This is a genomic window from Limnohabitans sp. 2KL-1 (assembly GCF_003063435.1).
Taxonomy (GTDB): Bacteria; Pseudomonadota; Gammaproteobacteria; order Burkholderiales; family Burkholderiaceae_C; genus Limnohabitans_A.
Map to the genome: position 1 here is coordinate 544,865 of NZ_NESL01000002.1, position 26,343 is coordinate 571,207.

Consider the following 26,343-nt stretch of genomic DNA (forward strand, 5'->3'; position numbering starts at 1 on the left):
TTGGCCAATGCCTTGGCTCAACGACTGCACACTCCACCCATGTATCTGATGACTGATGCGCTTTGCCCAAGGCAGACGGCCTCTGCAGCTGTCGGTCGGTCATTGTATCGCTGCACACCACACCCATGAGCGCACCCCACATCCAATTCTTGCGCATGACCCATCTGCGCGGCCCCAACATCTGGACCTACCGCCCGGTCATCGAAGCCCTGATCGACATTGGGGACCTGGAAGACTGCCCCTCCAACACCCTGCCCGGTTTCAACCAGCGCCTGACCGCCTGGCTGCCTGGCCTGATCGAACACCGCTGCAGCGTGGGTGAGCGCGGCGGCTTCCTTCAACGTCTGGAACAAGGCACCTGGCCTGGTCACGTTCTTGAACACGTCGCGCTGGAGTTGCAGACCCGGGCCGGCATGCAGACCGGATTCGGCAAAGCCCGCGAAGCCGGGCCACGGGGCATTTACAAAGTCGTCATCCGCACGCGGCACGAAACGGTCAGCCGCCAGGCTCTGCTGACCGCACGCGACCTGATTTTGGCGGCCATCGAAGACCGGCCTTTCGACGTGCCCGGTGAAATCGCCAAACTCACGCAAATGGTGGACAGCCTGTGCATCGGCCCCAGCACCGCCAGCATCGTCGATGCCGCCGCTGACCGTGGCATCCCGAACATCCGCCTGAACGACGGCAACCTCGTGCAGCTGGGCTACGGCCACCGCCAGCGCCGCATCTGGACAGCCGAGACCGACCGCACCAGCGCGATCGCCGAAGGCATCTCCAAAGACAAGGACCTGACCAAGCAACTGCTGACCATGTGCGGCGTGCCCGTGCCCGAAGGCCAGATCGTGGACAGCCCGCAGGCAGCGTGGCTGGCAGCGCAGGATGTGGGCCTGCCCGTTTGCGTCAAGCCCACCGACGGCAACCACGCGCGCGGCGTGTCGCTGGAGTTGAGCCTGCGCGAAGACATCGAAGCGGCCTACGACATTGCCCTGGCCGAGGGCAGCGAGGTCATCGTTGAACGCTTCATCCGTGGCGAAGAACACCGCCTGCTGGTGGTGGGTGAACAGGTGGTGGCGGTCAACAAAGGCGAAACCGCCAGCGTCACGGGCGATGGCGTGCACACCGTGCTGGAACTGATTGAACTGCAAATCAACTCGGATCCGCGCCGTGGCGAGGAAGAAGACTTCCCGCTCGACACCATCCGTCTGGACGAGCACACCACCTCGGTGCTGGAGCTCAAACGCCAGGGCCTGAGCGCCGACAGCGTGCCCGAGGCGGGCCGCGAAGTGCTGATCATGCGCACCGGCAACATGTCAATGGACGTGACCGACCTGGTGCACCCCGATGTGGCCGCGCAAGCCGTGCTGGCCGCCCGCGTGGTGGGGCTGGACATCGCGGGTGTGGACCTGGTGGTGCAAGACATCTCCAAACCACTGGGGCCACAAGGCGGGGCGATTGTCGAAGTCAACGCCGGGCCGGGCTTGCTCATGCACCTGAAACCGGCAACAGGCAAGCCTCGTCCGGTGGGGCAGGCCATCGCCAACCACCTGTTCAAGTCTGAAGACAACGGGCGTATTCCGGTGGTGGGCATCATGGGCGATGGCGACACCACGCGCCCGGCCAAACTGCTGGCCTGGCTGTTGCATCTGAAGGGTTTGCAAACGGGCCTTTCGTGTGCCGACGGCTTGTATTTGAACCAACGCCGACTGGCCGCCAAAGAGGGCATGGATTGGGCCGAAGCACAGCGCTTGCTCATCAACCGCGGCGTGCAAGCTGCCGTGTTCGAAAGCGATGCGCGCCATTTGTTGGCGCAAGGCCTGCCTTATGACCGTTGCCAGTTGGGCATCGTGACCCGCATGCCCAAGGCACAAGGCCTGGACGATCTGTACCCCGGCAGCGACGAAAAAATGCCCACCTACGTGCGTACACAGATCGATGTGGTGCTGCCAGAAGGGACCGCGCTGCTCAATGCCGCAGACCCGCAGGTGGCTGCCCTGGCCGAACATTGCGACGGCAGCGTGATTTTTTACGCCGACGACGAGCACCTCCCCACCTTGAGCGCACACCGCAGCCAAGGCGGGCGCGTTGGTTTTTGGCGCGATGGTCAACTGGTTTTGGCCGAAGGTGCCAAGGAGCACTTGGTGCTGTCCACCCAGCGCCCCGCCATTACCCGCCTGCTGAAAACAGACACGCTGCAAACGCAAGACATGCTGGTGGCCGCTTGCGCCGCCTGGGCCCTGGACATTGGCACCGACCTGATCCGGGCCGGCATCAAGAGCTACGGCACCCAGCCCACCGTCTGAGCAGCGAGCGAAACCCAGGAAAACAGTTCATGCAAGTCTCCCGAATTCGCGCTTTACGCGGCCCCAACTTGTGGAGCCGCCACACCGCCATTGAAGCCATCGTCACCTGCACGCCCCAAGAAAGCGGCCTGTCGGCTCAGCACCCCGTCGAGCAACAACTGCGCCGCATCTTTCCCGAAGTGGGCCCCTTTGACGGGCAACGCCCTGGCGAGCCGGTCACCCTGGCCCATGCCCTGGAAAAAGTGACCCTGGGTCTGCAAGCGCATGCCGGCTGCCCTGTGTCCTTCAGCCGCACCACGCCCACCGAAGAGCCGGGGGTGTTCCAGGTCGTCATCCAGTACACCGAAGAAGCCGTGGGCCGTCTCGCGCTGGAGCTGGCTGAGCAACTTTGCCAGGCGGCCATTCAAGGTGCGGGTTTTGACCTCGAAGGCACCATTGCCCAACTGCATGAGCTGGACGAAGACGTGCGCCTGGGCCCCTCCACGGGTGCCATTGTCGATGCGGCCGTGGCCCGGGGCATCCCGATCCGACGCCTGACCGATGGCAGCCTGGTGCAGTTTGGCTGGGGCGCACAACAGCGCCGCATCCAGGCCGCCGAAACCGACACCACCAGCGCGATCGCCGAATCGATTGCGCAGGACAAGGACCTGACCAAAAGCTTGTTGCACGCCGCTGGCGTGCCTGTGCCCATGGGCCGCCCGGCCAAGAGCCTGGACGAAGCCTGGGCCATTGCCCAGGAAGTCGGTCTGCCGGTGGTGGTCAAACCGCAAGACGGCAACCAAGGCAAAGGCGTCTCGGTCAACATCACCGAACGTGTCGCTTTCGACAACGCCTACGCCACAGCTGAGCGTTATGGCACGGTGATGGTCGAAAAATTCCTGCCCGGACACGACTATCGCTTGCTGGTGGTGGGCAACAAACTGGTGGCGGCGGCCCGCCGTGAACCCCCCTTGGTGGTGGGTGACGGCAAACACACGGTGCGCCAGCTGGTGGACCAGGTCAACGCCGACCCCCGCCGGGGCGATGGGCATTCCACCTCGCTGACCAAGATCCGCTTTGACGACATCGCCATTGGCCGCCTGCGTGCCCAGGATCTGGAGCCCGAATCGGTGCCCGCCAAAGGCCGCCGCGTGATCCTGCGCAACAACGCCAACCTGTCCACCGGGGGCACCGCCACCGATGTGACCGATGACGTACACCCCGAAGTGGCTGCCCGCGTGGTGGCGGCCGCCCAGATGGTCGGCGTGGACATTTGCGGTGTCGACGTGGTGTGCGAATCGGTCTCGCGCCCGCTCGAAGAGCAAAACGGCGGCATCGTCGAAGTCAACGCCGCACCGGGCCTGCGCATGCACATCAGCCCCTCGTTTGGCAAAGGCCGTGACGTAGGCAATGCCGTCATTGACCACATGTTCCCCGAAGGCGGTAACGGCCGTGTGCCGGTGATTGCCGTGACCGGCACCAACGGCAAGACCACCACCGTGCGGCTGACGGCCCACCTGCTCAAGGCCCAGGGCCTGCGCGTGGGCATGACCAACACCGACGGCGTGTACGTCAACGGCCGCCAGACCGACTCGGGCGATTGCAGCGGTCCACGCAGCGCCCGCAACGTGCTGATGCACCCCGATGTGGACGCCGCCGTGTTCGAGACCGCTCGGGGTGGCCTGTTGCGCGAAGGCCTGGCCTTTGACCGCTGCAAGGTGGCCATCGTGACCAACATGGGCGCAGGCGACCACCTGGGCCTGAACTACATCACCACCCTCGAAGACCTGTCGGTGCTCAAGCGCGTGATCGTGCTCAACGTCGAGCAAAGCGGCATGGCCGTGCTGAACGCCAACGACCCCGCCGTGGTGGCGATGGCCCGCCACTGCCCGGGCGATGTGACGTTTTTTGCACTGGACCCCAATCACCCCGTGCTGGCCACCCACCGCGCACAGGGCAAGCGCGTGGTGTACGTGGAAGACGGGGCCATCGTGGCCCAAAAGGGCAAACAAATTTTCCGCATCCCCTTGCGCGAGGTGCCCCTGACACGCCAAGGGCAAATCGGGTTCCAGACCGAAAACGTGCTGGCTGCCGTGGGCGCGGCCTGGGCCGTGAATGTGCATTGGGACGCCATCGCACAAGGCCTGGCCACTTTCATCAGCGACATCCAGGGCGTGCCCGGTCGCTTCAATGTGTTCGACTACAAAGGTGCCACCTTGATTGCCGACTACGGCCACAACCCCGATGCCATCCAGGCCTTGGTGCAAGCCGTGGACAACATGCCCGCGAAAAAACGCGTGGTGGTGATCAGCGGGGCGGGGGATCGGCGCGACCAGGACATCCGCGACCAGACCCAGATCCTGGGCAAGGCCTTCGACGAGGTGCTGCTGTACCAGGACGCCTGCCAGCGTGGCCGCGAAGATGGCGAGGTGATCGCCTTGCTGCGAGAAGGCCTGCAAGGCGCCATGCGCACCACCCATGTGCAGGACATTCAGGGCGAGTTCAACGCCATCGACACAGCGCTGTCACGCCTGTCGCCGGGCGATCTGTGTCTGATCCTGATTGATCAGGTCGAAGAAGCCTTGGCCTACATCACCGAAAAAGTCAAAGCCAGCATGGGCGGTTGACAGACAAACGGCAGCCCTCAAGCTGCCGGATTCATGAACAAGGCCAGTGCCACACTGGCTTTGAACACAAGCGCCCAAAGCCACCAACGCCACCCAGTCGGTGTGCGGCTTTCCACCAGCCAGTAAAGCAAGGCGCCACCGGCCAAGGACAGCAGCAAGGAAGCCAACATGCCCAGCACGTTGGCCCACAAAGCTTCGGGCCACAAGGCCGTGACCCGGGCACTGACGGCCAGGCTCACGCCAAAATGAATCAGGAACACCGAGTACGACACCGTGGACAACCACTGCACCACGCTGCGCCACCAGACCGAACGAACCGTTTCTCCGGATAACCGGGCCGCAGGCACAAAAACCAACAGGCACGCCACCGACCAGGCCGTGGCGATGCGCCACCGCGGCTCCAGCCACAAGGCCACACCGCCCAAAACCCACAGCAAAGCCCAAGCCACCCAGCGCTGGCTTTGGCCATCAGGCAGGCCCACACGCCGCCTGGCCTCCCAGGCCAGCATGCCCAGGCCATAAGAGCCAAAAAAATACACACCATGGTTGTCCAGATCGGTGTGCAAATTCCACCACCACAAGGACGCACAAGTCAGCCCCAGCCACAAGCCCCAACGCAAAGCTCTGGCCGCATGGACCGCATGCGCCAAGCCACAGGCTTTCACCACGACCAGGCTGAGCAAGGCCATCGCATAAAGCTGGAAATCAATGGCGACATACCAGATGCCCGCCGACAAAGCTTCCATGTCCAAGACATGCTGCAGCAGCAGAATGTGCGCCAGAGCCTGCCCCCAATCGGGTGGGGCCGACAAGCTGGTGTGTTCAAAGTCAGGCCGCACCCACTCTGTGACCAACACGGTAAAACTGAGCGCTGCCAGCAAGGGAATGGCCAGCCGCAAATAACGCTGCCAGGCCAACTTCAGGGCTTCTAACGCATCCAGCCCCTCAAAACGCGCCAGACTGCCCGCCGTCAGAAAACCCGCGCACACCAAAAAAATCTGCACCGCCAAACGGCCATGGTCGTACAAAAACGCCAGCATGGCAGGCCAGGCCCGGGCCACCACATCCGACATGGGGCCGTAAAACGCCATGTGGTGCAGCACGATCAGCAAACAGCCTGCGGCCTTGAGCGCATCGATCAAAAAAGAGCGCCCCGAAGGGCGCGGCTGCATGGTCGACAAGGCCGTGCTCGGCGGGGTCTTGGGTGCCTTACAGCGCCAGTCGAGCACGGGCTGCAGCGTACTCCCGCTTGAGCTGGGCCACACGCTCGGCCGTGCTCACCACGGCCCCGATCGCCCCAATGCCCTGGCCACAACCCCAGATGTCTTTCCAGGCCTTCTTGGCGTCGCCGCCAAAATTCATCTTGCTCGGATCGGATTCGGGCAGGTTGTCGGGGTCCAGTCCTGCAGCGCGGATCGAAGGGGCCAGGTAGTTGCCATGCACACCGGTGAACAGGTTGCTGTAGACGATGTCGTCCGAGTTGCAGTCAACGATGGCTTGCTTGTAGTCGTCGGCCGCACGCGCTTCGTGGGTGGCGATGAAGGCCGAGCCGATGTAGGCAAAATCGGCACCCATGGCCTGCGCCGCCAAAATGGCATCTCCCGTCGCAATAGAGCCCGACAAGGCCACCGGGCCGTCAAACCACTGGCGGATTTCCTGGATCAGGGCAAAGGGACTCTTGACGCCCGCATGACCGCCAGCCCCGGTCGCCACCGCGATGAGGCCGTCAGCGCCCTTCTCGATCGCCTTGTGCGCGAACTTGTTGTTGATGATGTCGTGCAGCACCACGCCGCCATAACTGTGCGCGGCCTGGTTGATGTCTTCACGCGCGCCCAACGAGGTGATGATGATCGGCACCTTGTACTTCACGCACAAAGCCATGTCGTGTTCCAGCCGGTCGTTGCTCTTGTGCACGATCTGGTTGATGGCAAATGGTGCGGCAGGTTGGTCGGGGTTGGCCTTGTTGTAGGCGGCCAAGGCTTCGGTGATTTCAATGAGCCACTCCTCCAACTGCGCAGCCGGACGGGCATTGAGCGCAGGCATGGAGCCGACCACCCCCGCTTTGCACTGTTCAATGACCAGCTTGGGGTTGCTGATGATGAACAAGGGCGAAGCGATGGCGGGGAAAGGCAAATTAGCGAGCACGGGGGGCAACTTGGACATGGGGTCTCCTGAAAGGTATCGGGCTATTGTGAGAGGACTGTGGGCCACAGGGGTGTCGGCGCGGCGACAAGGCCTGAACACCCCGTCATCCCAAGCTCTTTGGCTTGCCATCCCAGGCGAAGGCAGCCATGAGTACGGTGGGCATGCGCGGATGCCAAATCCTGCGCAGCATGGCAGCTTGCTGCCACACCACGGCTGCGCATCCCTGGTTTGACAGGATGCACCGATTCAGGCCCATCCCCCCGGCTGGTTTTCAGAACGCGTCGAGCGCCATCGCCGTCACGCTGCCAGCGCCTTCCACGATGCTGTCGCGCACGCCGGGGGCTTTGGACAGGATGTGGTCGGCATAAAAACGTGCCGTGACGACTTTGGCCGCCATGAAGGCGGCATCTTGTGCTTGAGCCTCGGGTGTGAGCGCCACCAGCAAGGCACGGCCCAGTTGCCAGCCCGCCATCAGGTTTCCGGCGAGCATGAGGTAAGGCACGCTGCCTGCAAACACGTCATTCGGGTGGGCTTTGGTGTTGCCTGCCACGAATTCGACCACGTCCACAAAGGCTTCGCGGGCGGCTTTGAGGCGTTTGGCCACCGCTTGGGCATCGGCGTTGCCGGAGGCCGTCAATTCGCTTTCAGTCTGAGCCACTTGCGCGGCCAGTGCTTTTGCGGTCTGGCCACCGTCGCGTGCGGTTTTGCGACCCACCAAATCGTTGGCCTGGATGGCGGTCGTGCCTTCGTAAATCGTCAGGATCTTGGCATCGCGGTAATACTGCGCCGCACCGGTTTCTTCGATGAAGCCCATGCCGCCGTGCACCTGCACGCCCAGGCTGGTGACTTCCAGGCTCATCTCGGTGCTGTAGCCCTTGACCAGCGGCACCATGAATTCGTAAAACGCTGCATTCTGCTTGCGCACATCGGCATCGGGGTGGTGGTGCGAGGCGTCATAAGCAGCCGCAGCGGTCGAAGCCATGGCGCGGCAGCCCTCGGTGTAGGCGCGCATGGTCATGAGCATGCGGCGCACGTCGGGGTGGTGAATGATAGGGCCTGCGGCGGGCAAGCTGCCGTCCACCGGGCGGCTTTGCACGCGGTCACGGGCGTATTGCACGGCACGCTGGTAAGCGCGCTCGGCAATCGCGATGCCCTGCACGCCCACGGCATAGCGGGCAGCGTTCATCATGATGAACATGTATTCGAGGCCCCGGTTTTCCTGACCGACCAGAAAACCCGTCGCCCCTCCGTGGTCGCCAAACTGCAACACGGCCGTCGGGCTGGCCTTGATGCCCATCTTGTGCTCAATGCTCACGCAGTGCACATCGTTGCGATCACCCACAGAGCCATCGGCCTTGACCATGAATTTGGGCACCACAAACAAGCTGATGCCTTTAACGCCCTCGGGCGCACCCTGCACGCGGGCCAACACCAAGTGAATGATGTTGTCGGCCATGTCGTGCTCACCGTAGGTGATGTAGATTTTGGTGCCAAACACCTTGAAGGTGCCGTCAGGCTGCGGCTCGGCGCGTGTGCGCACAGCGGCCAGATCAGAACCGGCCTGGGGCTCCGTCAGGTTCATGGTGCCGGTCCATTCGCCGGAGATCAGCTTTTCCAGATAGGTGGCTTTGAGTTCGTCGGAGCCCGCGGTCAGCAGCGCTTCGATCGCGCCGTCGGTCAGCATGGGGCACAGCGCAAAGCTCATGTTGGCCGAGTTGAGCATTTCGCCGCAGGCCGCACCAATCGTTTTGGGCAGGCCCTGGCCACCAAACTCGGCCGGGTGCTGCAGGCTTTGCCAGCCGCCTTCGGTGAATTGTTTGTAGGCTTCCTTGAAGCCGGGGGTGGTGGTGACGCCGCTGCCGTTGTGGAACGACGGGTTCTTGTCACCTTCCCAGTTCAGCGGTGCGATCACATCGCGGTTGAGCTTGCCGCACTCCTCCAGCACGGCTTGTGCCGTTTCCAGACCGGCGTCTTCAAAGCCAGGAATCTGTGCAATCTGGTCGATGCGGGCCAGGTGCTCGATGTTGAACAGCATGTCCTTGAGGGGTGCGGTGTAGCTCATGTGGGTCTTTCGTGAAATATGAAATCAGGTCATACAAACGCAATGGCAGCAGATTCCGCACCAAGGGCCCCGGCCTGCGGCGGGGCTCAGAGGCGCTTCTCTTTGCCACATCGCCCCGCCGCAGGCCGGTGCCCTTGGCGCTGCGCGAATGGTGTCCATCAGCAACGCAGTGCGCAGGGGCCGGATACCGGGGCAGGCGATGTGGCAAAGCGAAGCGCCTCTGAGCCTGTCCCGGTATCCGGCCCCTGCGCACGGAAAAACACCAACCCCGAAGTTCAGCACCACGCCGAACCGGGGTTGATGGCAATGATCAAAGCGCCTGCGTCAGTTCAGGCACCGCCGCAAACAAATCGGCTTCCAGGCCAAAGTCCGCCACGCTGAAGATCGGCGCTTCAGGGTCCTTGTTGATCGCCACGATCACCTTGGAATCCTTCATGCCGGCCAAATGCTGGATCGCGCCCGAGATGCCGGCCGCGATGTACAGCTGAGGTGCCACGATCTTGCCGGTCTGGCCCACTTGCAGGTCGTTGGCGGCATAACCCGCATCGACCGCAGCGCGGCTGGCACCGATGGCCGCGCCCAGCTTGTCGGCCAGCGGCGTCATCACTTCGTTGAACTTTTCCGAGCTGCCCAAAGCCCGGCCACCCGAGACGATGATCTTGGCGGCCGTGAGTTCAGGGCGGTCGTTCTTGGCGATCTCGCTGCGAGTGAAGCTGCTCTTGCCGCTGTCGGCTTGGGCTGCGGCGCTTTCTACGGCTGCGCTGCCACCTGTAGCGGCTGCGGCGTCAAAGCCGGTGGTGCGCACGGTGATGACTTTGGTGGCGTCGGTGCTTTGCACGGTGGCCATCGCGTTGCCGGCGTAGATCGGGCGCTCAAACGTGTCGGCCGAATCGACTTGGGTCACGTCGCTGATCTGGCCCACGTCCAGCTTGGCCGCCACGCGTGGGGCGACGTTCTTGCCAGCGGCAGTGGCGGGAAACAGAATGTGGCTGTAATTCGCCGCAATGGCCAGAACTTGTGCTGCGACGTTTTCAGCGAGGCCATGGGCCAGGCTTTCGCTGTCCGCATGGATCACTTTGGCCACACCGGCGATTTGCGCAGCAGCGGCTGCCGCAGCGCCTGCGTTGTGGCCAGCCACCAGCACATGCACATCACCACCGCACGCCACAGCGGCCGTGACGGTGTTGAGAGTTGCGCCTTTGATCGAGGCGTTGTCGTGTTCTGCAATAACGAGTGCGGTCATGATCAGATTACCTTTGCAACGTTTTTCAATTTATCGACGAGCGTGGCGACATCGGGCACCTTGATGCCGGCGCTGCGCTTGGCAGGCTCGGCCACTTTGAGGGTCTTGATGCGGGGGGCCACATCGACGCCCAGGTCTTCAGGCTTGAAGGTGTCGAGCTGCTTTTTCTTGGCTTTCATGATGTTGGGCAGCGTCACATAGCGCGGCTCGTTCAGGCGCAAGTCGGTGGTCACCACGGCGGGCAGGCTGATGGACAGAACTTCCAGGCCGCCGTCAATCTCGCGGGTCACCTGGGCTTTGCCGTCCACGATTTCCACTTTGGAGGCGAAGGTGGCCTGGGGCAGATCGGCCAGTGCAGCCAGCATCTGGCCGGTCTGGTTGCAATCGTCGTCAATGGCTTGTTTGCCCAAGATGATCAGGCCGGGTTGCTCTTTGTCGACCAGGGCCTTGAGCAGCTTGGCCACAGCCAGAGGCTGCAGGTCCAAGTCAGCTGGGGTCTCGACCAGGATGCCACGGTCGGCACCGATGGCCATGGCGGTGCGCAGGGTTTCCTGGCACTGGGCCACGCCGCAAGAGACGGCGATGACTTCGGTGGCCAGACCTTTTTCTTTCAGGCGCACGGCTTCTTCGACGGCGATCTCGTCAAAGGGGTTCATGCTCATCTTGACGTTGGCAATGTCCACGCCCGAACCATCGGACTTGACGCGCACCTTGACGTTGTAGTCCACCACCCGCTTGACGGGAACCAGAATTTTCATGAAAAGATCTCCATTGGGTATCAGAAGCAGAGCGTTTCGAAATTCGCAGACGCGTTGACGTTACGTAAACGTCAATTGTGCACCATAACCGTTTTCAAAGCATCTCCGACCAGTCAAAAAAGCACGATCGTGCACATCTTAAACGGTGTTTTTGTTGTCCACCCGATATCCTACCCCCGGGAATTCACCGACCAATCGGTCGGGCGATACGGGTTAGCATTCTGCGTAATCTGGCGAGCATCCAGAGAAATTGATCTTTTTGTCACTTTGATGGAGACACGCATGAACAAAACCCTGACAACCCTGGCGTTTGCCGCACTGGCCAGCCTGACTGGTGTGGCCCAGGCACAAACTGTGCTGACCGTATCGAGCTGGGTCCCCCCCACCCACGGTTTGACCGTGGCCCAAAAAGAATGGTGCGACGCATTGACCGCCAAGACGGCCAATCGCGTGCGTTGCAACATCCTGCCGCGCGCCGCAACACCCGCCCCCGGCACGTTCGATGCGGTGAAAAACGGTTTGATCGATGTGTCTTTCACCGTGCACGGCTATACACCAGGGCGTTTTGTGCTGACCCAAATGGCCGAATTTCCATTTTTGGGTGACCGCGCAGAGCCCCTGTCGGTGGCCTTCAACCGGGTTGCCAGTAAGCACCCCGAGTTCGCAGCAGAGCATCAAGGCGTGAAAGTGCTGGGCTATTTCACACACGGCCCCGGCATCGTGTTCAACACCAAAAAACCGATCATCAAGGTGGAAGACCTGTCGGGCCTGAAATTCCGCGTTGGCGGTGGCATGGTCAATGAAATTTCCAAAACACTGGACATGAACGTCACGCTCAAGCCCGCGCCCGACTCGTATGAACTGCTGTCCAGCGGTGTGATGGACGGCACTTTGTTCCCGGCCGAATCGACCGACTCGTTCAAGATCGACAAGATCATCAAGCACGCCACGACCTTCCCGGGCGGCCTGTACAACACCAGCTTCGTGTTCATGATGAACCCGGCCAAGTACAACAGCTTGTCTGCCGAGGACAAAAAAGCCGTGGACGAACTCTCGGGCGATGCCGTGGCCAGCCGCTTTGGCAAGTCATGGGACCGCGTGGACGACCTGGCCTTGGCCAACATGCAGAAAAACGGCGTGAAAATCGTCAAAGCCGACAACAGCTTTGTCAGCGGTGTGACCGTGCGCGTGAGCAAACTCGAGCGTGATTGGGCGCAAGCCGCGAAAGCCAAGGGCTTGAAGGACCCATCGGGCACCTTGTCTGATTTCCGTGCCGAAATCGCCAAGCTGCAAAAACAGAAATGATCCACGCCTCCTCAGCGACTTGACTGAGGGATGGGTGGCGACTGCGGTGCCTGCCAAAATGGCGGGTACCGTTTTTTTTAGGGGTGAAAGTTGAAAAAGTCTCTTGAAGTGTTGTGTGGCACCTTGGCCGGGCTGGCCTTGCTGGCCATCATGGTGCTGACCTTTCTGGATGTCTCGGGCCGCAAACTGATGTCGCAATCCATCACAGGCTCTCTGGAGTTGACCGAATTGCTGATGGTGGTGGTCATCTTTGGCGCTTTGCCTCTCGTCTCACTCAAAAGCGAACACGTGGTCTTTGACTCGCTGGACGCTGTGTTGCCGCCCTTTTTGCAGCGTATTCAACGCGCCCTGATCCACATCGTCTGCGCCGCCTTGCTGTTTGGCCTGGCGTACCTGATGTGGCACACGGGTGGCGAATTTGCCGTCACCGGTGAAACCACGGCACAGCTGAAAATCACCAAGGCCCCCTTCATCCAGGGCATGGGCGTGCTGTGCGGGCTGACCGGGCTGGTGCACTTGACCAAAGCTTTCTGGCCTGGCGAAGAAGAGTCGTCCGAAGGAGGCACCCTGTGACCGAAGCCCTGCTTGGATTTTTGGCCATCTTCGTGCTGGCCCTGATGCGCATGCCCCTGGCCTTTTCCATGGGCTTGGTCGGCATCGTGGGCATTGGCCTGACACGCGGCTGGCTGCCCGCCCTGGCCAGCACCGCACAGGTGGTGCACGAGACCGGTTTTGCCTACACCTTGTCGGTGATCCCTCTGTTCATCCTGATGGGCAACTTTGTCGCCCGCGCCGGTCTGGCGCATGAGCTTTTTCATGCAGCCTACACCTTCATCGGGCACCGCAGGGGCGGTTTGGCGCATGCCACGATTGCGGCCTGTGCAGGGTTTGGTGCCATTTGCGGCTCGTCGATTGCCACGGCGGCCACCATGAGCAAGGTGGCCTACCCGTCCATGAAAAAGCTGGGCTACAGCGACGCCATGTCCACGGGCGTGATCGCGGCAGGCGGCACCCTGGGCATCATGATCCCGCCGTCCACCATTTTGGTGATCTACGGCATCATCACCGAAACCCACATTGGCAAACTGTTTGCCGCTGGCGTCTTGCCGGGCTTGCTGACCGCCATCCTGATGATGGGGGCCGTGGTGCTGATGACTTGGCACGACCCCGAACACGCCCCCGCTGGCGAGAAATTCAGCTGGAGCGAGCGCTGGGCCGCTGTGCGCGGCATCTGGGGCGTGCTGCTGCTGGTGGTGCTGGTGCTGGGCGGCATTTACGGGGGCTTTTTCACCGCCACCGAAGGCGCAGGCATGGGTGCCATGGGTGCATTCCTGTTCGCACTGGCACGCAAGTCGCTCAACAAGGCGGTGTTGCTTCAGGTGCTGGTCGAATCGGCTCGCACCACGGCCATGCTGTTCACCTTGCTGATTGCCGCCACCATTTTTGCCAACTTCGTGAACTACACCAGCCTGCCCTTCGAGCTGAAAGACTGGATCACCGGCCTGGGCCTGTCGCCCATCATGATCGTGGCGGCGATGATGCTGATTTACGTGGTGCTGGGCACCGTGATGGAAGAGCTGACCATGGTCTTGCTGACCATCCCGCTGTTCTTTCCCATCGTGGTGCAGCTGGGTTTTGACCCCGTGTGGTTTGGCGTGTTGATCGTGATGGTGATCCAGATCGGCCTGATCTCTCCGCCTGTGGGCATGAACCTGTTTGTGCTCAATACCTTGCTGCCGCAAGTGGGACTGGGCACCATCTTCCGCGGCGTGTGGCCCATGGTGCTGGTCCTGGTCATCACGTTGGGCATTTTGCTGGCCTTCCCTGCCATCAGCCTGTGGTTGCCCTCGATGATGGATTGAGTTCAGCAATCACATCACCCCAAAAGGCACATCCACGGATGTGCCTTTTTCATGCCTGGCGCGCGTCCTCAGACACTGGGGGCGCTTGGCCATCAGCCCCTGGATGGCAAGTGAACCACACGCTGGGGGAAAGGGATCTCGATGCCATGCGCACGCAAGGTTTTCAGAATGGCGCGGTTGACGTCTGATTTGAGATTGAGCTGACCGCTGGCGGGGTCTTCGAACCAGTAATTCACGGTGAACTCCAGCCCATCTGCACCAAAAGCCGACAAGGCCACCAAGGGTGCCGGATCGGCCAGCACACGCGGCTGCGCCTGACAGGCTTGCTGCAACAGTTCCATGACCTGGTCAACCGGCGCATCGTAGGCCACCGACACGGTGGTGCTTTGCGCCACCTTAGCATCGGCCAGCGACAAATTCTCCACCCGCTGCGTGATCAGCATTTCGTTGGGCACGATGGATTCACGGCCTGTGGGTGAGCGGATCACGGTGTAGCGGGCCTTGATGTCGGAAATGCGGCCTTCAAAGTTATCGACCTTCACCATGTCACCGATGCGCATGCTGCGCTCGGCCAGGATCACAAAACCGCTCACGTAATTGGCTGCCAGTTTTTGCAGACCAAAACCAATGCCCACGCCCACCGCGCCGCCCAACACCGACAGCGCCGTGAGGTCAATGCCCACCGAAGACAAGGCCAAGAGCAAGCCGACAAACATCAGCAAGGCACGCACCGTGTTGCTGATGACCTTGCGCAGCGACAAGTCACTGCCCGTGGCCGATTTGAGCAAGCGCGATTCCAGTGCAGCAGAGACCCAGAGGGTGACGATCAACACCGCGCCGGCCGTGAGCGCTCCCTCGATCAGGGTGCGCACCGACAACATGGAGCCTCCGACCTTCCAGCGGATCTGGTCCAGCTCCTCCAGCATCAAGGGCAAGATGCCCGTGACCCACAGCACCACGGCCAGCCAGGCGATCCAGGAAATTGTGCGCTCCAGCACCCGAACGAACGGGGCCGCACCAAACGCCACCTGCAAAACTTTGACCCCCAGACGAATCAAGGCCAGTGAAATGCAGACCGGCAGCAAAACACCGAACAAGGCAATCGGGTGGTCGCCGGTCAACACCGTGCGGGCCACGAACGTCAGGCCCAACAAAACCGCAGGAAACAAGACCCCGTCAATGAGACGCCTGCCCAGCAAAATCGACAGTTCTTGGTCAGCGAACGCCTTGCGAACACCCCAGACCACCAGCCAGGACAAGGCCACACAACCCGCAAAAGCAGCCAGCACCAGAAGCGACTCGGTGCGGGCCAGCGTTTCCAGCCAGGCCAGTGGATCGGCAATGTGCAAATTTTTCACTTCCGCCATGTGGGAGCCCTTTTCTCGATGAAGGCCAAAACGCCCTCTTGCGCCACATCGTCCATCATGTTGCAGGCCATGGTTTGGCCAGCCAGCTGGTAAGCCGCCTCGATGCCCATTTCGCGCTGTTGGTAAAACAAGGCCTTGCCCAGACGCACCGCCTCGCGCGGTTTGGCCAAAATGGCGCTCACCAAGGCATCGACCTGCGCATCCAGTTCGCTGGCGGCACACACCCGGTTCACCAGCCCACGGCTTTGGGCCTCTGCGGCTGAGATAAACCCGCCCGTGAGCAGCATTTCCATGGCCTGCTTGGCGTGCATGTTGCGCACCAGCGGCACGCTGGGCGTGGCACAAAACAAGCCCACGTCGATGCCGTTGACCCCAAATGTGGCACTGTCTGCCGCCACCGCCAGATCGCACTGCGCCACCAACTGGCAACCCGCAGCGGTGGCCAGGCCCTGCACACGGGCGATCACGGGCACTGGCAACTTCTGGATGGCCAGCATCATGCGGGTACACCGGGCAAACAACTTTTGGTAATAGGCCAATTCGGGCTGTGCCCGCATTTCTTTCAGGTTATGCCCGGCGCAAAAAGCCTTGCCCGCAGCGGCCAGCACGACCACACGGGCCTGCTCGTCGTGCGCGATGGCATGCAGGGCGGTTTGCAAGGCCTCCAGCATGGCCTCACTCAGGGTGTTGAAGGTGCCAGGACTGTTCAGTGTCAGCCTGTGCACGCCACGCGCATCGCGCACGTGCAGCAACAGGTCATGGGTGTTGGATGGATTTGAATCGGTCATGCACCGATTGTGCCCAAACCATGCATCGCCTTCCAATGGCAGCCACATGGCCCCCCCCTGATGCCTCTTCATGCCCGACTCCGAGTCGGGACTCCGGTGAGAAGACGTCGCGAAATCGCTGCCTCATGCCGTGTGGGATGAGAAAAGCGCGTTGCAGACGGCTCAGGGCCGGGGGTTCACCCTGGCCACGGTCAAACGTCGGCCAGCACGCGCAAGTGCGCCTCCACACTGCGGCCGAGGGCACTCAGGTTGTAGCCGCCTTCCAGGCAGCTCACGATGCGGCCTTGGGCATGGCGCTGCGCCACCTCCTTGATGCGCTGGGTGATCCAGGCATAGTCTTGCTCCACCAGACCCATCTGACCCATGTCGTCTTCGCGGTGGGCGTCAAAACCCGCGCTGATGAAAATCAGCTGGGGCTTGTGCGCCTCCAGCCGAGGCAGCCACATCATGTCAATCAGCTCGCGGATGTCCATGCCCTTGGTGTAGGCGGGCACGGGCAGGTTGACCAGGTTGGCCGCATTCGATGTGGAGCCGCCTTCCGGGTAAAACGGGTGCTGGAAAAAGCTCACCATCAAGATGCGCTCGTCACCCGCCACAATGTCCTCGGTGCCGTTGCCGTGGTGCACATCGAAGTCCACAATCGCCACCCTTTTGAGGCCATGGCGCTCCAGCGCATATTTGGCGGCAATGGCCACGTTGTTGAAAAAGCAAAAACCCATGGCCTTGTCGCGGCAAGCATGGTGACCAGGCGGGCGCACAGCACAAAAAGCATTTTCCAGCTCGCCCGCCAGCACGGCATCGGTGGCGTCGATGGCCGCACCGGCCGACAACAAGGCCGCGTCCCAGGTGTGGGCGTTGATCATCGTGTCCGGGTCCAAAGCGGTGTGCGTAGGGCCGCCTGCGGCCATGTCTTCGCGCAGCACATCGCCCAAGCCCCGCAAGGCGGCTACATGCATGCGCCCGTGCGCCAGCTCGATGTCGGCCAAGGCCGCAGGGGCAGGCTCCCTGCGCTGCAAGGCCATGTCCAGCCCACTGATCAGCAAACGGTCTTCAATGGCGCCCAGCCGCTCCGGACATTCGGGATGTCCCGCACCCATTTCGTGTTTCCAGCAGGTGGGGTGGGTGAAATAGCCTGTCGCGCCCATGGGTTGATCTTCCAGAAATGCAAGCGCCTTCACGGCGACTTTGTTTTTGATGATTGACTATTATTTTGACAGTTTCAGCTTAGCACGAGCCGCAGGCCTCGGCGTTTAAACTCTCCCACAATGAACGACCGAAAAACCCGCCGCCAGCCCATCGACCGACTGGCCGCAAACCCCTTGCGCGGCATGGGCATGGCCCTGATGCTGTGGGCCTTGACCGCCATCACCGCCGCCAGCGCACAGCCACCCAAAGACCCCACCTCACGGCACAAGGCTGACACCGCCAAGTCCAAAAAAACCAGCACTGCTCAGCACAGCCAAGCCAGGCGCGAGAAAGCCCCCACATCGCGCCATCTCCACAAGACCGCTACCACTGGCATACCGCTGGGCAGCTCAGAGCACACGCAGGCATGGACCCAGGATGTGGCCACGCGCCTGCAGCTGGATCCGGTCTGGGTGAAAAACACCTTGGCTCAGGCGCAGCGCTTGCCCTCGGTGGAGAAACTGGTCCTGCCGCCCAGCAGCCCTGTGGCCAAAAACTGGGCCGCTTACCGCGGCCGTTTCATTGAGCCCATACGCATCCAGGCCGGTGTGCGTTTTTGGCAAACACACCGCACCGTACTGGAGCGGGCTGAGCGGGAATACGGCGTGCCCGCCTCTTTGATCGTCGGCATCATTGGCGTGGAAACCCTGTACGGCCAGAACACAGGCAACTTCCGCATCCTCGACGCCCTGGCCACACTGGCTTTCCATTTTCCGGATGCACACCCTCGGGCGGCCGAACGCCAGGCCTTTTTTCGCAGCGAGCTCGAGCAGTTCTTGCTGCTGACCTCGCGCAGCGGTGCCGACCCTGTGGCCATCCGGGGCAGCTACGCTGGAGCCATGGGCCTGCCCCAATTCATGCCCTCGAGCTGGGCGCGTCACGCGGTGGACTTTGACGGTGACGGTCGCGTCGACCTGTTCAACAGTCCCAGCGACGCCATCGGCTCGGTGGCCAGTTACTTCAAAGCGTTTCAATGGCGTCCAGGCATGCCCACCCACTACGCCGTCAGCCTGACCCCGGGCCTGAGCGACATGGACAGCCTGCTGGCCCCCGACATCTTGCCCACCTTCAGCGTGAACAGCTTCATGGCCAAAGGTGCCGCCCTGGAAGGCACCGCCCTGCAGCACAACGGCCCCTTGGCGCTGATCGAGCTGCGCAACGGCACAGAGCCCCCGAGCTATGTGGCGGGCACCGAAAACTTCTACGCCATCACCCGCTACAACTGGAGCAGCTACTACGCCATGGCCGTGATCGAGCTGGCCGATGCTGTAGCGCGGGAAGTGCAAAGCAAGCCATGAACCCGCTGAACCCCAAGAAACTGCTGCTGAGCAAATGGACGGCTGTCACGCCTGTGGCCAAGCAAAAGCATTTTTTGGTCAGCCGGGTGATCCAACCTGTGCTGGAAACCGATCCTGTGGAGTGGGTGGAAATCGAAGCGGTGTTTTCCAAGGCCACACAGGTCATCAAGTGGCGTGCCCTGCAAGACGACGCAGTCTGGCGACAGGGTTGGGTTTGAACTGAAATCGGGCCATGTCGGAACTTTCGTATTGCTCTGGTTCTATGATCGATATGAATTCTCAAATCATGCAAAGATCGACAAATGTTCACTGCTCAAATCATGTTGGGGTTGATCGCCTTACTGACAATACCCTTCAGCACTTTCGCGACCGAAATGCCCTATGGGCAACTGGTGACCAATGGTTTTCGAAATCATGCGAAGGTCGCTTATGTCAAGCCGCCCAAAGAATCCAAAGCCTTGCCGCCAACAACAGCCACAGTACCCGATGAGGCCAAGCAAGTTTTAGACGAACTATTTGGCCGAAACAACACGAAGGCCTTGGTTGTCGTACGCGACTCTCAAATTCTTTACGAACGCTACAGTTTTGGTGTGGGCAAAAGAAACACGCCTTTGGGATATTCCGTATCAAAAAGCCTGACCGCATTGACTGTAGGTCGAGCCATTTGTGACGGTCACATCAACAGCATTGACGACCCCATCAAAAAGTATGTAGCCAATTTGTCGGGGACATCGTGGGGTGAAGCCAGTGTCAAAGATGTTTTGCGCATGTCGAGCGGAGCCTACAAAACTGAACTTCAATTCGATGGTCACAAATCTCGCGAACTACAGCAAAGTGTTGGCACGGCCATTGCTGAGGGGAAAATGACAGCTGACTTTGTCGACCTGATGAAGGCAAACGATGAAAAAAGATTCCCCACTGGCAGCGTCTACAACTACAGTAATTTTGATACTGTCGCATTGGGTTTGCTGGTTCAGGCTGCAACAGGCATGTCTTTTTCAGACTACTTCGAGAAGGCCATTTGGCAAACGGTGGGGGCTGAATCTCGTGGTGCTTGGTTTGTAAACAGCCATGGACAAACATCAACATACAACGGGTTCAGTGCAACACCGCATGATTGGGCTCGGATCGGTGTCATGGTGCTTGACGAGCTCAGAAAAAAAGATTCATGCTTTGGAAAATTTCTCTTGGATGCAACTTCCCATCAAATTTCTTCAGTAGGCCCGGCCACTTCATATGGTTACCAAATTTGGGTGGGTTGCCGTGCATCGCAAACAGACTTTTGTTTCGTGGGATTTGGTGGCCAATACCTGATTTTTAATGTCGCGACAAATACGGTCATTTACCACCATGCCACAAGCTTCTCACCTGTTGTTTGGCAGACACCCAAAGTAATGGACCAGCTGATACCTGCTTTAGCCAAAGCCAAATAAGGCCATTTGGATCATCAACTGGCGAGCTCTGACCTTGCTAAAGTAATCCGCATCTCGTAACCGAGTCTGAAGTTCTGCCTCAATGTATGCCGAGCAGCGCAACTTGCTTGTATCCTGCTGGCCATCCCATTTTGAGCGCGTTGAAATAAGTGGTGATGGCGATGATTATCAAAAAATAGGTCTACACCATGGACGAATGCATCACCATATTTCAAAAAATTGAATGAATTATTTCAATCCAATACAAGTGGTGTATTTATTGTTACCGAACGACCGTACAAAATCCATTTACCCGAAGATGAATTAACACCAGACATCAACAAGTTATAAGAATTTTTATCGCCACTTGCCATGAAATATGTCCCACGTCCACAAACCAATATACCAGCCGCTGCACATCTAATATTTAGCTCAGCATCAGCAATTTTCTTTTTGCTAAATGTACCATCTCCATTATTAACAAGAACAATAGTTGTCGACCAATCACCAATCGATTCATTTAATTGATAACCATATTTTGGACCACTGCTAACGATATCCATTTTTCCATCAAAGTTAATATCTATTATTCGAAGATCAAGGCCGAAATCTGTTGGTTGATGTGTTGGAATGGCGGATGCAGAATACTGCAAACGTCCATGTCCATCATTAATGAACACAGCGAGCATTGCACCGCTTAAAAATGGCTTACTGATTCCATCTCCGCTGAGAATTTCTATCACATCTGGATAGCCATCACCATTCAAATCTCCAACCAATCCGTTTTGATAATTCTTGTATCCTTGCTCTTCCAATGCAGGCGCTTTTAAAATTTGTGTGACTTGGTAAAAATTTCCAATAAAACTCACAACTTGCTGACCAAAAACAATAGCGTCTTTTCCATTTTTTAAAAAATCACCCTTCCCGACCCACCATGTAGGCATATCATTTGATAATATACTAGGATCAAATGGCATATTAACAAAAATATTATTTATTTTTTTAAATATCTGCATTGATGGATTTCCATCAAATACACCAAGCGTATTTTTAATAAAAACCAAACTATTTTCATCCCCAATACTTGCTGAGGCGCATCCATGGGTGAAGTCATTTGACTGTGGCAATGATAACGTTTGATCTATAAATTTTCCATTTTGCATCGTAAACAACAGGTCTTGTTCTCCCCAAATGCCATTGATACGTGGTGTCGCGGCATCTTTATAACTGCCAACCTCACGCCCATGATTACAAAACCAAAGAGATTGCAGGTCAGTTTTAGGGTCATTGAAAGCCACAATGTTTCGCCCCCAGTAGATATTAGGTGCTTTGGTAAAGTAATGATCGGTTACGTCCATTACCCCTGTACTGTTGGCTTTAGCCATCAGTACAGGGGTCGGGTTTGAGAGAGCCTGTGCATTTGGTCCCATTGTTGTAAGTACCAATATTTCACTTCCATCAGAAATCTTCATGTATGTGTGAAACCAAGGTTGCACTCCAGCAGCCATTGTTGCAGTTGAAATGTTGGCCGCTACAGGAGTTTGCGTTGTGCCGCTGCTACTGCCGCCACCGCCACCGCCACCGCCACCGCCACAGGCAGAAATAACAGCAACACTTAAAGCCAAAAGAAGGTTATTGACATTCATTGATACTCTCTTGCACAAAATATTGATTTTATTAGATCATAAATTTTATATTACTCGAATTCAACTGCGAAAAGCAACACGGTTAGAGGAGACAATAAACTTTATGCTTGCATCCGAGGCGCTCTCCGACCCACTGATCCAATGTGTACTGGTGCTTGTTGCTGCCACATCATCCGTGACAGTCCCTCTGCGGCATTTCTGAGATCAAAAACCAACGTCAATTGGCTTCGGACTGGGATGGCCTCCGTTCATCCGTCACGCCCGATGCGCCGCCATGGCTTTGCCCACTTCCAGCGTCCCCTGCTCGGAACCCGAACGTGGAACCGTTTCGTCTCGGCGGTCGGTGACTTGGGCCATGGCAGCGGCCAAGCGCTCGGCGGTATCTGGGCCGGTGCCCAGGTGCACGCCTTGGGTCAGGGTGATGTGCGCCACTTCAAAACTGCCTGCGCCCGCACAAATGATGGTGCGGTTGGGCGCGTCGTCGCTGGCCATGACCAGCATGGCGGGCACCACAGCGCTGGGCTCCAGCGCCTGCAGCACGGCCTCGGGCATCAGGCCCTCGGTCATGCGGGTGGCCGCCGTGGGGGCCAGGCAGTTCACGCGGATGTTGTGCTTCTCGCCCTCGATCGACAGGGTTTGCATCAAACCGGCCAGCGCCATCTTGGCCGCGCCGTAATTGGCCTGGCCAAAGTTGCCATACAAACCGCTGGACGAAGTGGTCATCACCACACGCCCGTAGTTTTGTGCCTGCATGAGGGGCCAAACGGCCTTGGTGCAATGCACTGCGCCCATGACATGCACATCCATCACCAGTTTGAAGTCGGCCAGTTCCATCTTGGCAAAACTTTTGTCGCGCAGGATGCCCGCGTTGTTGACCAGAATGTCCACCCGGCCCCAGGCGTCCACCGCTTGCTGCACCATGGCCTTGACAGCCTCAAAGTCGGTGACCGAAGCCCCGTTGGCCAAAGCTTCGCCGCCCGCCGCACGGATTTCGTCGACCACGGCCTGCGCTGCCGACACCGAGCCGCCCACGCCATGCACATCGCCACCCAGGTCATTGACCAGCACTTTGGCCCCGCGCGCGGCCAGCGCCAGCGCGTGTTGCTTGCCCAAACCGCCGCCAGCGCCCGTGACGATCGCGACGCGGCCTTTGAAATCGATGCTCATGTATTTTCCTTGTGACATTGAAAGACGGAGCTGCAAAAGCAGGCGACACGCCAGCCAGGATTCATCTGCTAATCTGCTGTCCAAATCACGCAGCCCACTGCGCACAGACTTTAAACCAGCCCCTTGACGCTGGCTGTTACCCGATTGACATCCTCATGGAACTGAACACCGAAATTCTGACCGCACCGCCCCTTGACGCAGCCACCGTGGTGATGCTGCGCGATGCCCAAACCGGTTTGCAAGTGCTGCTGATGCGCAGACACCAAGCCTCCAATGTGCTGGGGGGGGTGTACGTGTTTCCCGGCGGCAAGCTCGATGCCGCAGACCAGGATCCGGCGTGGCTGCCACGGCTGAGCCAGGACAGTGCCACCTTGCACCAGCGCCTGAACGAGCCGGGGCTGCCCAATGAACGGGCGGCGGGCCTGTTTGTAGCGGCCATGCGCGAGGCTTATGAGGAGTGCCGGGTGCTGCTGGGTCGCAGCCAGGCAGATGCCCAAGAAACGGGAGACTTGCAACTGGCCTTGCGCAACGGCCAAAGCTGGCACGAAGCGTTCCAATCCCGTGCACTGCAGTTGCGCACCGACCTGCTCGTGCCTTGGTCCAGGTGGATCACCCCGCAACAAGCGTCCGTGACGAACAAGCGCTTTGACACGCGTTTTTTCGTCACACAGGTGCCCGATGACCAGTTCGCCGAACACGACAACCATGAGGCCACCGAAGTCGTCTGGATCACCCCCCGCGAAGCTTTGACACGCTATTGGGACCGCGACATCGAGTTGGCACCGCCCCAGATCATGAGCTTGGTGCACCTGAGCAAACACCCGGACGCACGCAGCGTTTTAGCCGAAGCCCAGGCACGCCTACCGCCTGTGGTCCAACCCGAACCGTTTGATCAGGATGGCATCCGAACCATCTGCTACCCGGGCGATCCCCGACATTCGGTCAAACAGGCCGCGTTTCCCGGCCCCAGCCGACTGATGTTCAAAAACAAACGTTTTGAGCCCGATTCGGGTCTGGCCGCTTTGCTTGACTAGAATACGGGGGTGTCACGTTTCATTTACTTACGTGATTTTTGTATTCACTTGTAACATCGCACCATGAGCACCACACACAACCCCAGCTATCTGTCCGTCGAGCGGGCCATGGAGTTCATCGGCGACACCAACGGCGTCCTGTCGCTGCTCAAGACACTGGAGCAAACCTTGAGCGACGATTTGCCACGCCTGCAAGAATTGCTGGACAAAGACGATGTCTACGGGGCCAACCGGATACTGCACCAGCTCAAGGGCTTCACCCCTGTGTTTTGCGTGGACAGTCTGGTCGAGCTGGTGGTCAAGGTCGAGGAAATGAGCAAACATGCCGAAGTCGGTGAGCTGCGCGCTGCCTACAGCCAACTTGCACCTCAGCTGGAATCACTGCGCCTTGAGGTCCTTGAGCATCTCCGGCTGAACCCCACCACCTGAAACGCCTTCTGGCAGTGACTTGGCTGCCGCTTGACTACTGAGTCTTGGCCACCCATTCGCTGCCAATTGGCTGCCACCAAGGCTTAGCAACTCTCCCCCAACGGGGATTTTGGCTATGCATCCAGGCCCGTCACCGATTGCAGCTTCAGCCAGCGCTCGATGTGGGCTGCATCGTGCACCAGACGCAATTCGTCAAAAGCCTGTTGCGCTTCGGGGTACACCCGGCGCATGTAGTTGAGCCACTGCTTGAGCCGCCCCGCACGGTGCCGCGTGGCCACACGCAAACTGATGCCATCCCAGAACACCTGCATCAGGCCCGCAATGCGTGACCAGGCCACCCCCTGACCCGGTGCCAGCTTGTCCCCCGTGGCCCCGTGCTGCGCAATGGCGAACGCCAGCCCCGGATCGGCCACCATGCCGCGTCCGATCATGATGCGGTGGCAGCCCGTCACCTCGCGGCAACGCAGCGCATCGGCCACAGTCCAAATCTCGCCATTGGCCACCATGGGCATGCGCACATGCTGGCGCAAATCGGCAATGCGGTCCCAATAAGCCGGTGGACGGTACCCATGCGCCTTGGTGCGCGCATGCACCACCAGATCGCTGGCTCCGGCGGTCTCGATGGCCTGGGCACAGTCCTCTGCACGTCGGTCGTCGTTGTAACCCAGCCGCATCTTGGCCGAGACCGGGATGTGTGCAGGCACCGCGCGGCGCACCGCCGCCACAATGCGCCCGACCAATTCCGGTTCGTCCAGCAACACCGCACCGCCGCGATGCTGGTTCACGGTTTTGGCGGGGCAGCCAAAGTTCAGATCAATGCCTGCAGGCTCCAACTCGGCCAATGCGGCTGCGTTGTCAGCCAGGCACGCCGGGTCCGAACCCAGCAGCTGCACCTTGACCGGCACCCCGGCGGGGGTTCGGCTTTGGTTGAGCAGTTCGGGGGCCACCCGCACAAAGGCTCGTCGTGGCAAGACCGTGTTGGTGACCCGAATGAACTCGGACACGCACACATCCACCCCACCCAGCCGCGTCAACACATCGCGCAAGGTGTGGTCCAGCAAACCCTCCATCGGGGCCAGCATGATCTGCAAGGGCTGGGTGCTCAACTTCGGCCCATATGGAGCTGCATCAGGCCAGCTTGCGCTTGAGGCGCACCTCTTCGACCTTGACGCCCCCCAGAGGCACGGTACGGGCGGTGTTCATCTCGCGCTTGAAGCCGGCCAGGTCGTGAAAACGCAGCGTTTTTTCGTGCAACAAAGGCAACCAAACGGTCACATCGGTGCAACCCTCGTCTTCCAGCCCCTCGCGGGCGGCGTCCCACAGCGCCAGACCAATGCCTTGGCCCATGCGGTCGGGCGCGGCGTAAATGGCCCAAATCTCGCCGGTGGTGTTTTTGCTCTTGGGGTCACGCGAACGGTCAAAGCCTGCAAAACCCACGATGTCCCGGCCATCGACGGCCACCACGACTTGCGGCTCGCCGTATTCGATCGCCTCTTTCCAGAAAGACACCCTTTTGGGCATGGGCGTGGCGTCCCAATGGGCTTCGGGCACCTGGCCCGCATAGGCGGCGCGGCAGGCGGTGACATGCAGGGCGGCCACGGCAGGGGCGTCTTGGAGGGTGGCAAATCGGACTTGGATATCGGACATGGCGTGAACTTGAAAAAGAAAAACAACGCACTGGGGCCACAGGGCTTTCAGCGCAAAACCCGACATTGTCGCCGCATCGGTTATCTTCA

22 protein-coding genes are annotated in these 26,343 nt (G+C 59.7%); 10 read left to right on the forward strand and 12 right to left on the reverse strand.

Features of this window, described 5'->3' with window-relative positions; translation table 11 throughout:
* Positions 1-125 precede the first annotated feature (125 nt).
* Complete coding sequence (gene cphA, locus B9Z47_RS06935) at positions 126-2,300, forward strand: cyanophycin synthetase (RefSeq protein ID WP_108330501.1); 2,175 nt, start codon at positions 126-128, stop codon at positions 2,298-2,300.
* A 29-nt stretch (positions 2,301-2,329) separates the two neighbouring features.
* A complete protein-coding gene (gene cphA, locus B9Z47_RS06940) occupies positions 2,330-4,906 on the forward strand; it encodes a cyanophycin synthetase (protein WP_108330502.1) in 2,577 nt (858 codons plus the stop codon).
* 17 nt (positions 4,907-4,923) lie between these two features.
* On the opposite strand, the gene B9Z47_RS06945 is transcribed toward cphA (B9Z47_RS06940), so the two are convergent.
* From B9Z47_RS06945 to B9Z47_RS06965, 5 genes are all read right to left on the reverse strand, one after another.
* On the reverse strand, positions 4,924-6,078 hold the full coding sequence (locus B9Z47_RS06945; RefSeq protein ID WP_108330503.1) for an acyltransferase: 1,155 nt from the start codon (positions 6,076-6,078) through the stop codon (positions 4,924-4,926).
* Between the two features lie 37 nt (positions 6,079-6,115).
* The gene (locus B9Z47_RS06950; RefSeq protein WP_108330504.1) at positions 6,116-7,069 is read right to left on the reverse strand and encodes a nitronate monooxygenase family protein; all 954 of its coding nucleotides are present in this window, start codon (positions 7,067-7,069) and stop codon (positions 6,116-6,118) included.
* Between the two features lie 253 nt (positions 7,070-7,322).
* Positions 7,323-9,113 (reverse strand): acyl-CoA dehydrogenase, encoded by a 1,791-nt coding sequence (locus tag B9Z47_RS06955; RefSeq protein ID WP_108330505.1) that lies wholly within the window; start codon positions 9,111-9,113, stop codon positions 7,323-7,325.
* Between the two features lie 310 nt (positions 9,114-9,423).
* Complete coding sequence (locus tag B9Z47_RS06960; protein WP_108330506.1) at positions 9,424-10,356, reverse strand: electron transfer flavoprotein subunit alpha/FixB family protein; 933 nt, start codon at positions 10,354-10,356, stop codon at positions 9,424-9,426.
* 2 nt (positions 10,357-10,358) lie between these two features.
* Positions 10,359-11,114 carry an electron transfer flavoprotein subunit beta/FixA family protein gene (locus tag B9Z47_RS06965; protein ID WP_090138408.1) on the reverse strand — a complete coding sequence of 252 codons (756 nt, stop codon included), beginning with the start codon at positions 11,112-11,114 and terminating at the stop codon, positions 10,359-10,361.
* A 282-nt stretch (positions 11,115-11,396) separates the two neighbouring features.
* On the opposite strand from B9Z47_RS06965, the gene B9Z47_RS06970 reads away from it, so the two are divergent.
* The 3 genes from B9Z47_RS06970 to B9Z47_RS06980 all read left to right on the forward strand — a co-directional run bounded on the left by B9Z47_RS06970 (position 11,397) and on the right by B9Z47_RS06980 (position 14,281).
* Positions 11,397-12,419 (forward strand): TRAP transporter substrate-binding protein, encoded by a 1,023-nt coding sequence (locus B9Z47_RS06970; RefSeq protein ID WP_108330507.1) that lies wholly within the window; start codon positions 11,397-11,399, stop codon positions 12,417-12,419.
* 90 nt (positions 12,420-12,509) lie between these two features.
* Entirely contained in the window at positions 12,510-12,992 is a 483-nt protein-coding gene (locus tag B9Z47_RS06975; RefSeq protein WP_233253691.1) for a TRAP transporter small permease, read from the forward strand.
* A complete protein-coding gene (locus tag B9Z47_RS06980) occupies positions 12,989-14,281 on the forward strand; it encodes a TRAP transporter large permease (protein WP_108330508.1) in 1,293 nt (430 codons plus the stop codon). Before B9Z47_RS06975 ends, B9Z47_RS06980 begins: the two co-directional genes overlap by 4 nt.
* 92 nt (positions 14,282-14,373) lie before the next feature.
* On the opposite strand, the gene B9Z47_RS06985 is transcribed toward B9Z47_RS06980, so the two are convergent.
* The 3 genes from B9Z47_RS06985 to B9Z47_RS06995 all read right to left on the reverse strand — a co-directional run bounded on the left by B9Z47_RS06985 (position 14,374) and on the right by B9Z47_RS06995 (position 17,581).
* Positions 14,374-15,648, reverse strand: a complete 1,275-nt coding sequence (locus B9Z47_RS06985) for a mechanosensitive ion channel family protein (RefSeq protein ID WP_108330509.1) — start codon at positions 15,646-15,648, stop codon at positions 14,374-14,376.
* A complete protein-coding gene (locus B9Z47_RS06990; protein WP_108330510.1) occupies positions 15,636-16,436 on the reverse strand; it encodes an enoyl-CoA hydratase in 801 nt (266 codons plus the stop codon). Before B9Z47_RS06990 ends, B9Z47_RS06985 begins: the two co-directional genes overlap by 13 nt.
* 191 nt (positions 16,437-16,627) lie before the next feature.
* A complete protein-coding gene (locus tag B9Z47_RS06995) occupies positions 16,628-17,581 on the reverse strand; it encodes a histone deacetylase family protein (protein ID WP_108330511.1) in 954 nt (317 codons plus the stop codon).
* Positions 17,582-17,764: 183 nt separating this feature from the next.
* On the opposite strand from B9Z47_RS06995, the gene mltB reads away from it, so the two are divergent.
* The 3 genes from mltB (at position 17,765) to B9Z47_RS07010 (ending at position 20,352) form a co-directional block, all read left to right on the forward strand.
* Complete coding sequence (gene mltB / locus B9Z47_RS07000) at positions 17,765-18,919, forward strand: lytic murein transglycosylase B (protein WP_233253720.1); 1,155 nt, start codon at positions 17,765-17,767, stop codon at positions 18,917-18,919.
* Positions 18,916-19,137 (forward strand): TIGR02450 family Trp-rich protein, encoded by a 222-nt coding sequence (locus B9Z47_RS07005; protein ID WP_108330512.1) that lies wholly within the window; start codon positions 18,916-18,918, stop codon positions 19,135-19,137. The genes mltB and B9Z47_RS07005 overlap by 4 nt, the downstream gene beginning before the upstream one ends.
* An 84-nt stretch (positions 19,138-19,221) precedes the next feature.
* Entirely contained in the window at positions 19,222-20,352 is a 1,131-nt protein-coding gene (locus B9Z47_RS07010) for a serine hydrolase (protein WP_108330513.1), read from the forward strand.
* A 233-nt stretch (positions 20,353-20,585) separates the two neighbouring features.
* On the opposite strand, the gene B9Z47_RS07015 is transcribed toward B9Z47_RS07010, so the two are convergent.
* Both B9Z47_RS07015 and B9Z47_RS07020 read right to left on the reverse strand, forming a co-directional pair.
* Positions 20,586-21,977 (reverse strand): VCBS repeat-containing protein, encoded by a 1,392-nt coding sequence (locus B9Z47_RS07015; RefSeq protein WP_146185771.1) that lies wholly within the window; start codon positions 21,975-21,977, stop codon positions 20,586-20,588.
* A 255-nt stretch (positions 21,978-22,232) separates the two neighbouring features.
* Positions 22,233-23,144: an SDR family NAD(P)-dependent oxidoreductase gene (locus tag B9Z47_RS07020; RefSeq protein WP_108330515.1), complete on the reverse strand. Its 912-nt coding sequence runs from the start codon at positions 23,142-23,144 to the stop codon at positions 22,233-22,235.
* Positions 23,145-23,299: 155 nt separating this feature from the next.
* Here B9Z47_RS07020 and B9Z47_RS07025 point away from each other — a divergent pair, with 155 nt between their 5' ends.
* Positions 23,300-24,178 carry an NUDIX hydrolase gene (locus tag B9Z47_RS07025; protein ID WP_108330516.1) on the forward strand — a complete coding sequence of 293 codons (879 nt, stop codon included), beginning with the start codon at positions 23,300-23,302 and terminating at the stop codon, positions 24,176-24,178.
* Between the two features lie 63 nt (positions 24,179-24,241).
* Positions 24,242-24,607 (forward strand): Hpt domain-containing protein, encoded by a 366-nt coding sequence (locus tag B9Z47_RS07030; protein ID WP_233253692.1) that lies wholly within the window; start codon positions 24,242-24,244, stop codon positions 24,605-24,607.
* A gap of 113 nt (positions 24,608-24,720) precedes the next feature.
* Here B9Z47_RS07030 and B9Z47_RS07035 read toward each other — a convergent pair whose 3' ends face one another.
* Positions 24,721-25,677 carry a tRNA-dihydrouridine synthase gene (locus B9Z47_RS07035; RefSeq protein ID WP_108330760.1) on the reverse strand — a complete coding sequence of 319 codons (957 nt, stop codon included), beginning with the start codon at positions 25,675-25,677 and terminating at the stop codon, positions 24,721-24,723.
* 58 nt (positions 25,678-25,735) lie between these two features.
* Positions 25,736-26,254: a GNAT family N-acetyltransferase gene (locus tag B9Z47_RS07040; RefSeq protein WP_108330761.1), complete on the reverse strand. Its 519-nt coding sequence runs from the start codon at positions 26,252-26,254 to the stop codon at positions 25,736-25,738.
* Positions 26,255-26,343 lie beyond the last annotated feature (89 nt).

Excerpts from the sequence above, each read along its gene's own strand:
- cphA (WP_108330501.1), top strand. The coding sequence starts at position 126 with ATGAGCGCACCCCACATCCAATTCTTGCGCATGACCCATCTGCGCGGC.
- cphA (WP_108330502.1), top strand. The coding sequence starts at position 2,330 with ATGCAAGTCTCCCGAATTCGCGCTTTACGCGGCCCCAACTTGTGGAGC.
- B9Z47_RS06945 (WP_108330503.1), bottom strand. The coding sequence starts at position 6,078 with ATGCAGCCGCGCCCTTCGGGGCGCTCTTTTTTGATCGATGCGCTCAAG.
- B9Z47_RS06950 (WP_108330504.1), bottom strand. The coding sequence starts at position 7,069 with ATGTCCAAGTTGCCCCCCGTGCTCGCTAATTTGCCTTTCCCCGCCATC.
- B9Z47_RS06955 (WP_108330505.1), bottom strand. The coding sequence starts at position 9,113 with ATGAGCTACACCGCACCCCTCAAGGACATGCTGTTCAACATCGAGCAC.
- B9Z47_RS06960 (WP_108330506.1), bottom strand. The coding sequence starts at position 10,356 with ATGACCGCACTCGTTATTGCAGAACACGACAACGCCTCGATCAAAGGC.
- B9Z47_RS06965 (WP_090138408.1), bottom strand. The coding sequence starts at position 11,114 with ATGAAAATTCTGGTTCCCGTCAAGCGGGTGGTGGACTACAACGTCAAG.
- B9Z47_RS06970 (WP_108330507.1), top strand. The coding sequence starts at position 11,397 with ATGAACAAAACCCTGACAACCCTGGCGTTTGCCGCACTGGCCAGCCTG.
- B9Z47_RS06985 (WP_108330509.1), bottom strand. The coding sequence starts at position 15,648 with ATGGCGGAAGTGAAAAATTTGCACATTGCCGATCCACTGGCCTGGCTG.
- B9Z47_RS06990 (WP_108330510.1), bottom strand. The coding sequence starts at position 16,436 with ATGACCGATTCAAATCCATCCAACACCCATGACCTGTTGCTGCACGTG.
- B9Z47_RS06995 (WP_108330511.1), bottom strand. The coding sequence starts at position 17,581 with ATGGGCGCGACAGGCTATTTCACCCACCCCACCTGCTGGAAACACGAA.
- mltB (WP_233253720.1), top strand. The coding sequence starts at position 17,765 with ATGGGCATGGCCCTGATGCTGTGGGCCTTGACCGCCATCACCGCCGCC.
- B9Z47_RS07005 (WP_108330512.1), top strand. The coding sequence starts at position 18,916 with ATGAACCCGCTGAACCCCAAGAAACTGCTGCTGAGCAAATGGACGGCT.
- B9Z47_RS07010 (WP_108330513.1), top strand. The coding sequence starts at position 19,222 with ATGTTCACTGCTCAAATCATGTTGGGGTTGATCGCCTTACTGACAATA.
- B9Z47_RS07015 (WP_146185771.1), bottom strand. The coding sequence starts at position 21,977 with ATGAATGTCAATAACCTTCTTTTGGCTTTAAGTGTTGCTGTTATTTCT.
- B9Z47_RS07020 (WP_108330515.1), bottom strand. The coding sequence starts at position 23,144 with ATGAGCATCGATTTCAAAGGCCGCGTCGCGATCGTCACGGGCGCTGGC.
- B9Z47_RS07025 (WP_108330516.1), top strand. The coding sequence starts at position 23,300 with ATGGAACTGAACACCGAAATTCTGACCGCACCGCCCCTTGACGCAGCC.
- B9Z47_RS07030 (WP_233253692.1), top strand. The coding sequence starts at position 24,242 with ATGAGCACCACACACAACCCCAGCTATCTGTCCGTCGAGCGGGCCATG.
- B9Z47_RS07035 (WP_108330760.1), bottom strand. The coding sequence starts at position 25,677 with ATGGAGGGTTTGCTGGACCACACCTTGCGCGATGTGTTGACGCGGCTG.
- B9Z47_RS07040 (WP_108330761.1), bottom strand. The coding sequence starts at position 26,254 with ATGTCCGATATCCAAGTCCGATTTGCCACCCTCCAAGACGCCCCTGCC.